The following is a 7,826-nucleotide window of genomic DNA, read 5'->3' as shown; positions in this document are numbered from 1 at the left end:
TGATGATTTTATGGACTCCCTGGACAGCATCGGCGCCGAGGAGGCCGACCTGCGGCGCACGCCGCCGCGCCGCGCCGACGCCCCCCCCGCGCCCCGGCGCATCCGCCCCGAGGATATCGAGCTCTCGCCCGAGGAGAAGTCCCGCGCCACGCAGACCGGACGCCGCAGCGCGGCCCCGCCCCCGCAGCCTCGCCCGGCCCGCCAGACGAGCACCCAGCCCATGCCCGCACGAGGCCGCTCGATCTATGATGAGGATAAGGCGCCGATCTCCCCGCCGCGCAGCAGAAGCTGGCTCGTCCCAGTGCTGCTGATCATCATCCTGCTGGCGAGCGCCGCCGTCGCCGCCATGCTCCTCCTGGGAGGCGGGGCGACCGTGGGCGTGTCCGCGCCGATCCGCCCCGACGAGGTCGCACCGATCAGCGCCATGCCGATCCCGCTCACCGCCCCCGGCAGCGGCGGGGCGAGCACCGCCGTCGAGGCCGAGGGGGTCGCCAGCGAAGTGGCGGTGAGCGTGAGCGGCGAGATAGCAGAGACGACCATGTCCCCCTCGGGCAGCGCCCGGGGGATGGTCACGATCTACAGCGGCAACCAGCAGCCGATCACGCTGCCCGCCGGCACCGAGTTCGTCGCCGTGAAGCCCGATGGGCAGGAGGTGCCCTTCATCAGCGGCGTCGATGTGACGGTGCCCCCGGCGACGACGAGCGACCAGGGTGCCCAGATCGTGACCACCCGCGGCACGGCGACCCTGGAGGTTGTGGCCCGGTCGGCGGGCAGCGCCTCAAATGTGGACGCGAACAGCATCCGCAGGGTCGTCGTTCCCGGCGGCCAGACCTTCAATGTGGATAGCGGCGCCCTGATCGTGCAGAACGGCCCGATCACGGGCGGCAGCGAGGACCAGGTGCGGATCGTCAAGGACAGCGACGTGCAGGCGATCCTGGCCCAGGGGCTCACCCAGCTCGACGCCCAGGCGCGCCAGCAGCTCCAGGGGCTCGCCGCCGCGCGCGGCCTTCAGCTTGAGCCGACGACGATCATCCCGCGCCGCGCCGAGCTCCAGCAGCTCCAGGGCTTCGACTACACGGTCTCACCCGCCGTTGGCGAGACGGTTGACCCGCAGAACCCTTCCTTCACCCTGACGGTGCAGGCCCACTATAGCGCCCTGTCCACCACGCCCGGCACCACAATCGAGGGGCAGCTCGGCTCGGCGCTCACCGAGCAGCTGCGCCAGACCGGCCAGCTCAAGCCCGGCGACTGCAAGGCTCCGGCGATCACCGGCTGGCGCTGGGACGGCGAGCGGCTCACGGTGGACGGCCAGATCGCCCCGAACACCCAGGACCCGGCCTGCGGCCCCGGCCTGAGCGCTGGAACGCTCCAGCTGGTGCGCGACGCCGTGCGCGGCAAGTCGCGCGCTGAGGCCGACGCGGCGCTCCAGGAGCTCCAGCAGCGGGGTATGATCGGCATCTATGTCCTCCCCGATATGGAGCAGCTGCCCGGCTGGGACTTCCAGCTACACGTTGAGGCGCGATAAGCAAGGAGGCAGGAGGCAGGAGGCGGGAGGCAGGATTTCAGCCCTGCCCTGGCCCCTGCATCCTGATTACATGATGGTTGACCGACGGGTCCTGGGGCTGGATGTCGGCGCGCGGCGGATCGGCGTGGCCCTGAGCGATGCGTCAGGCGTGCTGTCCAGCCCGCTCACCACGATCTCGGCGAAGTCGCGCGAGCGCGCCCTCGCCGAGATCGGTCGGCTGGTGCGCGAGCACGAGGTGGTGGAGGTGGTGGCCGGGCTGCCCCTCACCCTGCGCGGCGAGGTCGGCCCCCAGGCCGAGCTGATCAGCGCCTTCGCCCGCGAGCTTGAGTCCGCCCTCGCCATGCCCGTGGCCCTCTTCGACGAGCGGCTCTCCACCGCCGCCGCCGAGCAGATGCTGCGCGACCTCGGCGTCAAGCCCGAGAAGCGCAAGCAGCAGATCGAGGGATCGACGCCCTGATCTGCACCTGGTTCGGGCCCGACGAGGAGCGCCTGAATACGCGCTGCCGCCGGATCATGGAGCTGTCCACGCAGATGGGCAGCGATCTCCAGTTCGCGATCATCCCCGACCAGTCGGCCTGGGCCGGGCTCAAGAGCGTGGATGGCCTGGCCCGCGCGCTCGGCGTGCTCCAGAGCGACTTCATGACCAAGCCGAACTACCTGACCTTCCAGGGCAAGCCGGTGGTCTTCTGGTTCTACCCGCCCTCGCTGGGCGGCCTGGACACATGGAAGCAGCTGCGCAACCGGGCCGACCCAAACCGCCAGCAGTACTGGTTCGGCGGCACCGATGACTTCAGCTACCTCGATGTGTACGATGCCCTCTACTACTTCGACATCACCTGGGAGTCCCGCCCTGGCGCGGCGATGGCCTCGTACGCCGGCCGCCTCGACCGCTACAACCAGGCGAACGGCCAGAGCCGGCCCTTCGTGGCCACGGTGATGCCCGGCTACGATGACCTGAAGCTCCGTGGCGGCCACGCCCGCGACCGCCAGGGCGGCGACTACTACCGGGGCACCTGGCAGACGGCGATCGACCGCAACGCCCAGGCCGTCGTGCTCACCAGTTTCAACGAGTTCTTCGAGGGCAGCCATATCGAGCCGAGCGAAACGTACGGCGACCTCTACCTGCGCCTGACCAAGGAGCTGAGCGATAAATTCCGCGCCGAGGTCGGCCAGCAGCAGGCCCAACCCACGCCCGGCAACTGCCAGACCTTCCCCGAGACCGGGTTCCAGGTCTGCGGGCGGCTCCTGGACTACTGGAAGCAGAACGGCGGCCTGCCGGTGTTCGGCTACCCGATCGGCCCGCAGCAGAGCGTGATGATCGAGGGCAAGCCCTTCCAGGCCCAGGAGTTCGAGCGCAACCGGCTGGAGCTGCACCCGGAGAACAAGCCCCCCTACGACGTGCTGCTCGGCCGCCTGGGGGCCGCCGTGCTGGAGCGGCAGGGCCGTGACTGGCAGCAGATCCCGAAGCTCGGCGGGGCGCCCGCGGGCTGCCGATACTTCCCCGAGACCGGCCACGCCATCTGCGAGCCCTTCCTGAGCTACTGGCAGAGCCACGGCCTTGAGTTCGACGGCAGGCGCGGCTACAGCCCCGAGGAGAGCCTGGCGCTCTTCGGCCTGCCCCTGAGCGACCCGCAGCCCGAGACCCAGAGCGATGGCAAGACCTATGTCACCCAGTGGTTCGAGCGCGCCCGCTTCGAGGCGCACCCCGAGAACGCGCCGCCCTACAACGTGCTGCTCGGGCTGCTCGGGGTCGAGATGAAGAAGTAGGCGCCCCGCCGCCTATAAACCTGATGGTGCTGCGGCGCGGCTACGCCGCGCCGCAGCACCATCAGGCTCTTGTGGGAGAGCGCAGCTCTCCCACCCCTGCTTTTGTTGGGGCTGGCGAAGCCACCCCCAACCCCCCGCCTGACGGCGGCGCGCTAGCCCATGCCGACGAGCCGCGCGCTCAGATCCCACATGCGCGTCGCCCGGGCCTCATCGCGGGCCTGCGGCGAGACCTTCTGGTGGAAGGCCTCGCGGCCCTTGCGCTGGCGGTTGCCCCAGCTCCAGTAGACCCCCGACTCGCGGTAGTCCGGGTCGGCCACCACGGCGGCGACGCGCTCGCCGGCCAGATCCTGCGACACATAGCCGCCGGTGATCCGCCGCTGGAAGATCGGGAAGAGCTTCTGGAAGAGCGGGTAGTGGTTGCGGAAGAGCGGCGTGTCGGCGACGCAGCCGGGGTAGAGCGAGCTGAAGGTGATGCCGGTCGAGGTGTGGAATCGCCGGTGTAGCTCGCGCATCGTCAGCACGTTGCAGACCTTGCTGTCCTTATAGGCCTTCACCGGCTCGAACTTCTTGCCGTCGATCATCACATGCGCGCCGGTGAACCCGGCGGCGAAGCCGTCCAGGTTGCCCAGATCGGGGCGGGGCGGGATCTTGCCGCCAATCTCGCTGGGGTTGTGGGTCACCGTGCCCAGGATGACCAGGCGCGGGTCGCCGGAGGTCGACCTCTGCAGGTCCTCAAGCATTAGGTTGCAGAGCAGAAAGTGGCCGAGATGGTTCGTCGCCACAGTCAGCTCGTAGCCATCGACGCTGTAGAGCGGCTCCTTGATCAGCGGCATGTAGATCGCCGCGTTACAGACCAGCGCGTCGAGGCTGCGCCCGCTGGCCCGCACATCCTGTACGAAGTGACGCACGTTCGCCAGCGAGGCCAGGTCGAGGTGCATCACCGTGTAGGTGCCGCGGGTCATCCCGACGGCGCGGGCGGCCCGCTCGCCTTTCACAATGTCACGACAGGCCATGATCACGTGCCAGTCCCCGCGCTGGGCGAGGGCCTTGGCCGCGTAGAGGCCAACTCCCGAAGAGGCACCGGTGATCACCACCGTCGCCGGCTGTTTCTGGTTCATCTGAGATCCCTGGGCTACTCACAAATGGGGGCTGTCCCATAGGATACTTTTACCATGTCTAAATGTCAAAACAGGGACGCCCGCGCTACCCCACCGAGAGCTGAGCCGGGGCGGCGCTGGGGACGCCGCCCTAGCCGAGCTGGAAGACCCACCAAGAGGTGACGTTGCAGAGGCCCTGGGCAGACAGCGCCACAGCATGCGCAGCCGCCCCGGGCGTGCTATGCTCATACCAGCGGTGATCACAGTGGCCGGAGGGGCAGGAGTGACCGTCGTCAAGCAGTGCATCTCCTGTGAACTTTCGCCTTAGAAGCAAGGCTCCCATGAACGTTCTCTTCATCGGCGGGACGGGGCTGATCAGCACGGCGTGTACGCGGCTGGCGGTGGAGCGCGGGGTCGAGCTGTTCCTGCTCAACCGGGGCAGCCGCGCCGACATCCCTGAGGGCGCGACCTCGATCGTCGCCGACATCAATGATCAATCGGCGGTCGAGGCGGCCCTGGCCGGGCGGCGCTTCGACGTGGTGGTCAACTGGATCGCCTTCACGCCCGACCAGGTCGAGCGCGACATCGCGCTGTTCAGGGGCCGGGTCGGTCAGTACATCTTCATCAGCTCGGCGAGCGCCTACCAGCGCCCGGTGGGCCACTACCTCGTCACCGAGAGCACGCCCCTGGCCAACCCCTACTGGGACTACTCGCGCAACAAGATCGCCTGCGAGGAGCGGCTGATGCGCGCCCTGCGCGAGGAGGGCTTCCCCGTCACCATCGTGCGGCCCTCGCTCACCTACGGCGACACGCAGATCCCGCTGGCGATGAACAGCTGGCGGCTGCCCTACACGATCATCGCCCGCATGCGCGCCGGCCGCCCGGTGGTCGTCCCCGGCGACGGCAGCTCGCTCTGGCCGGTCACCCACAACAGCGACTTCGCCAAGGGCTTTGTCGGCCTGCTCGGCCACCAGCAGGCCACCGGCCACGCCTTCCACATCACCTCGGACGAGGCGCTGACCTGGGACCAGCTCTACGCGGCCACGGCGGCGGCGGCGGGCGCCGAGGCGAAGATCGTCCACATCGCCTCGGACTTTATCTGCGCCTGCTTCCCCGAGATGACCGGCAGCCTGATCGGCGACAAGTGCTCCAGCGTGATCTTCGACAACAGCAAGATCCGCCGCTTTGTGCCCGACTATGTGGCCACCACGCCCTTCAAGGTCGGCATCGCCCGCACGCTCGCCTGGTTCGACGCCGACCCGGCGCGGCAGCAGGTCGATGCGGAGCTGGACGCGCAGCTCGACGGGCTGATCGCGGCCTACGAGCAGGGGCTTGCGGGGGCGGTGCGGCAGCTGCGCGGGGCGTGATGCCGACCGCGCGGGCGCGCGCGGGGACCCCGCCGGGCCGTGCTATCATGGCGCGCATCCGGCATGCCCTGAATGTGAAGAAGGAGCGCGAGCGATGACGACCGAGCAGACGACCGTGGCCTATCTGGACGACCACGATGAGAAGCTGTCCTACCTGGCCCGGCAGATCTGGGATCACCCGGAGCCCGCCCTTGAGGAGCGGTTCGCCTCGAAGCTGCTGGCCGACGAGCTGGAGGCCGCCGGCTTCACCGTCGAGCGCGAGGTGGCCCAGATGCCCACGGCCTTCGTGGCTAGCTGGGGCAGCGGCGCGCCGATCATCGGAATCCTCGGCGAGTACGACGCCCTGCCCGGCCTCTCGCAGCGCCTCGCCACCACGCACAGCCCCGTGCAGAGCGGCGGCCCCGGCCACGGCTGCGGCCATAACCTCTTCGGCGTGGCCAGCTTCGGCGCGGCCCTGGCCGTTAAGGAGGCCATGCAGGAGCGCGACATCCCCGGCACCATCCGCTTCTACGGCTGCCCCGCCGAGGAGACCCTGGTCGGCAAGACGTTTATGGCCAAGGCCGGCCTCTTCGACGACCTGGACGCCGCGATCGCCTGGCACCCCGGCGACTCGAACGTGGTCTGGGCCGGCTCATCCCAGGCCATGAACTCCTTCAAGGTCAACTTCCACGGCGTCACCGCCCACGCCGCCGCCGACCCGCACAACGGGCGCAGCGCCCTCGATGGGGCGATGCTGATGGACATCGGGGTGAACTATCTGCGCGAGCATATCATCCCCGACGCCCGCATCCACAGCGTGATCACCCACGGCGGCCAGGCCCCCAACGTCGTGCCGGCCTACGCCCAGATCTGGTACTTCGTGCGCGCCCCCCGCCGCGACCAGGTCGCGGCGATCTACGCCCGCGTGCTCGATATCGCCAAGGGCGCCGCCCTGATGAGCGGGACGACCTACGACATCGACTTTGTGACCGGCTGCTACGACCTGCTGCCGAACCTGGCCCTCTCGAAGCTGCTCTACGAGAAGATGTGCGAGGTCGGCCCGATCTCCTTCACCGAGGAGGAGCAGGAGTTCGCCCGCGGCCTCCAGTCCACCTTCGCCCCCGGCACGGTGGAGGCCTCGCTGGCGATCGCCCAGCGCCTGGTGGCCCAGGAGCTCGATCCGGCCATGGCCGAGGTGCCGCTCTGGGGCGAGGTGCTGCGCCACAGCGAGGTGCCGATCACCATGCCCGGCTCCACCGAGGTCGGCGACGTCAGCCAGATCACGCCGACCGGGCAGGTGACGACGACCTGCTGGCCGACCGGAACGCCCGGCCACAGCTGGCAGATCACCGCCTCCTCGGGCTCCAGCATCGGGGCCAAGGGCATGCTCATGGCCGCCAAGTCGATGGCCCTGGCCGGGATCGACCTGCTGACCCGGCCCGACGTGCTGGCCGAGGCCAAGGCTGAGTTCGCCCGCAGGAAGAAGGGCGTGCCCTACGTCACCCCCATCCCCGAGGGGACGGTGCCGCACTAGGGTTTACGCCCCGGCCCCCCCGAATCTTTTGTTGGTTTGGCCACAATGGACGCAGAGGGTGTGGGAGAGCGCAGCTCTCCCACAAAACGCTGGCGCTGCTGCCGGCGCGGCTATACGCCGCGCCGCAGCAGCGCCAGTGAGCATGTGCCTGCCGGGCACAAACGGCGCATCGGCTATAATAGACCGCAGATGCCCCATTGAACCAGCGAGACGAGTATCGGGAGGAACCCATGACGACACTCCGGCAGCGCCGCCAGGAGCCGCCGCCGCGCCGCGCCGGTGCGGCCATCCCCGACGATGAGCTCGTCGCCCTCGAGTCGATCCAGCGCCGCGCGCTCTGGCTCTCGACCCTGATGATCCACCACGCCAACCATGTCCGCCCCAACCCCGACGGCAGCAAGATCGGCGGCCACCAGGCCTCCTCAGCCTCGCTCGTCAGCGTGCTCACCGCCCTCTACCTGCGCTACCTGCGCCCCGGCGATCGAGTCTCGGTCAAGCCCCACGCCTCACCGGCCTTCCACGCCATCCAGTACCTGCTCGGCCAGTTGCCCCGACGC

At 69.3% G+C, this 7,826-nt stretch carries 6 protein-coding genes and 1 pseudogene; 6 read left to right on the top strand and 1 reads right to left on the bottom strand.

Annotated features, from left to right (window positions below):
- From K2Z83_RS20155 to K2Z83_RS20145, 3 genes are all read left to right on the top strand, one after another.
- Window positions 1-1,525 (top strand): hypothetical protein (locus tag K2Z83_RS20155; protein ID WP_220596984.1); only part of this gene is annotated, 1,525 nt, incomplete at its 5' end.
- Window positions 1,526-1,598: 73 nt separating this feature from the next.
- Window positions 1,599-1,982, top strand: coding sequence for a Holliday junction resolvase RuvX (gene ruvX, locus K2Z83_RS20150; RefSeq protein ID WP_220596983.1), 384 nt, complete (start codon window positions 1,599-1,601; stop codon window positions 1,980-1,982).
- A gap of 56 nt (window positions 1,983-2,038) precedes the next feature.
- Window positions 2,039-3,292, top strand: a complete 1,254-nt coding sequence (locus tag K2Z83_RS20145) for a hypothetical protein (protein ID WP_220596982.1) — start codon at window positions 2,039-2,041, stop codon at window positions 3,290-3,292.
- 152 nt (window positions 3,293-3,444) lie between these two features.
- On the opposite strand, the gene K2Z83_RS20140 is transcribed toward K2Z83_RS20145, so the two are convergent.
- Window positions 3,445-4,410 carry a protochlorophyllide reductase gene (locus K2Z83_RS20140; RefSeq protein ID WP_220596981.1) on the bottom strand — a complete coding sequence of 322 codons (966 nt, stop codon included), beginning with the start codon at window positions 4,408-4,410 and terminating at the stop codon, window positions 3,445-3,447.
- 320 nt (window positions 4,411-4,730) lie between these two features.
- Between K2Z83_RS20140 and K2Z83_RS20135 the strand changes: the two genes are divergently transcribed.
- The 3 genes and pseudogenes from K2Z83_RS20135 to K2Z83_RS20125 all read left to right on the top strand — a co-directional run.
- The gene (locus K2Z83_RS20135) at window positions 4,731-5,756 is read left to right on the top strand and encodes an SDR family oxidoreductase (RefSeq protein ID WP_220596980.1); all 1,026 of its coding nucleotides are present in this window, start codon (window positions 4,731-4,733) and stop codon (window positions 5,754-5,756) included.
- A gap of 94 nt (window positions 5,757-5,850) precedes the next feature.
- Window positions 5,851-7,269, top strand: a complete 1,419-nt coding sequence (locus K2Z83_RS20130) for an amidohydrolase (RefSeq protein ID WP_220596979.1) — start codon at window positions 5,851-5,853, stop codon at window positions 7,267-7,269.
- Between the two features lie 230 nt (window positions 7,270-7,499).
- Window positions 7,500-7,826, top strand: a pseudogene (locus K2Z83_RS20125) (pyruvate dehydrogenase); the annotation flags it as partial.

Origin of the sequence: Oscillochloris sp. ZM17-4, assembly GCF_019599295.1 — a bacterium.
In the GTDB taxonomy this organism is placed as follows: domain Bacteria; phylum Chloroflexota; class Chloroflexia; order Chloroflexales; family Chloroflexaceae; genus Oscillochloris.
This window is presented reverse-complemented; position numbering and strand designations above follow the sequence as displayed.